At 44.2% G+C, this 1,553-nt stretch carries 2 protein-coding genes; both read right to left on the bottom strand.

The genetic code is table 11. The features are described from left to right. On the bottom strand, nucleotides 1-481 hold a 481-nt coding region (locus tag WMO25_RS17875), incomplete at its 3' end, for a transporter substrate-binding domain-containing protein (protein ID WP_349086562.1). A gap of 147 nt (nucleotides 482-628) precedes the next feature. After that, complete coding sequence (locus WMO25_RS17870; RefSeq protein ID WP_349086560.1) at nucleotides 629-1,213, bottom strand: manganese efflux pump MntP; 585 nt, start codon at nucleotides 1,211-1,213, stop codon at nucleotides 629-631. Nucleotides 1,214-1,553 lie beyond the last annotated feature (340 nt).

The following is a 1,553-nucleotide window of genomic DNA, read 5'->3' as shown; positions in this document are numbered from 1 at the left end:
CCTTTTTGATGCCGCTGTTCTTGTTCACTGCAAATACCTGTGTATTGTTGATATAAGCCGGTGTCCATGTATAATCATCTTCACGGCCATTTATCGTAAAGCCGTTCCAGATACAGTCAATGGAACCTCCATTTAATTCGATATTCTTGGCATCCCAGTCGATTGGTGTCTTCACAATTTCCCAACCATTTCTGTCACAGACTTCCTGCGCCAGATCCAGGTCAAAACCGACATACTCGCCATTCTCCTGATAACCATATGGCGGGAAGCTGGCATCAAAGCCAACGGTAAATGTCTTGCCATTACCGGCCGTCTCAGTACCGACAGCCTCGGTTCCGAAAGTTTCCGTTCCCACTGCCTCCGTGCTTGCCGCAGCACTTTCTGTTGTTGACTTCGCGCCTGTATCACTGCTTCCACAGCCTGTTAACAAACATCCCATGGCTAATACTGCAGCCATGCATAAAGCTAAACCCTTTTTCATAAATGCCTCCATCTTACGTTTTCACGATTCGTTTTCTTTACTCTACTAACGTGTTATCATGATAACATACGAATATGTTTTTGTCAAGAAAAGCAAAACGCATTTCTACCCGTTCTGAAAAAACACCAATTGTCTTTTCAATCAATTTCAAAATACATTGCTGATGAAAATTTCCAGACCTATACCGATCAAAATCACACCGCCCAATATCTGCGCTTTGCCTGCCAGCTTTATTCCGAATTTACGACCAATGAACAGCCCTCCAATACAGATAAGAAATGTGACAGCTGCAATGATCAGAGAACAGACCAGAGCCATCAGCCAGTCATATTCAGCAATCGTAAATCCTACGGACAGTGCGTCAATGGATGTGGCTACCCCCTGGACCATCAATGCCCAGAAGCCCACGCCGGTTTTCTCCTCCTCACTGTCCCTGGGACAGACACTCTCATAGATCATATGTCCGCCGATATATCCCAACAAGATAAGTGCGATCCACGGAATAAATTTTTCAAATGCTGAAAAGTATTCTACGATCATATGGACACATATCCACCCGACCATCGGCATCAACGCCTGAAATACACCGAAAGTCCCAGCAATCCCCAGCATCTTTCTCTTCTTCATATTCGGCTCATTCAAACCATTCGCCATGGACACAGAAAAAGCATCCATCGCAAGTCCTACACCCAGCAAAATACTATTGACCACAAAAACCAAACTCCAGCTCATACTAACCTCCCAATTTTTCTCTTAATTAATCCTATGACGACATAAAAAAAGTATAGTCCATCGACTATACCTGTCATTTATTCTGTATTCACACAAGACGCACGTATAGCCTGTCAGTTATACATGAGTCTCGCTATTTAAAACAAGCCAGGCCAATGGCCAGTATGTTGACTTGTTACGCTGAAAAAAACGCGCCTGCTACTCCCTCATCTCTTATAAAGCTAAAAAAACACAATCCTGCACCGACCGAAGTGGAACGAAGATACGAACCGTTCGAGTCCGGCAGGACTCTTGCATATATATCGGTTCTAACCTCTTTCTGATTGAGCGCGAGACGGTG

Origin of the sequence: Coprococcus intestinihominis (assembly GCF_040096555.1) — a bacterium.
GTDB classification, from domain to species: domain Bacteria; phylum Bacillota; class Clostridia; order Lachnospirales; family Lachnospiraceae; genus Coprococcus_A; species Coprococcus_A intestinihominis.
Note: the sequence above shows the minus strand (reverse complement) of the source record. Positions and strands in the feature narration are given on the sequence as shown.

Excerpts from the sequence above, each read along its gene's own strand:
- WMO25_RS17870 (WP_349086560.1), bottom strand. The coding sequence starts at position 1,213 with ATGAGCTGGAGTTTGGTTTTTGTGGTCAATAGTATTTTGCTGGGTGTA.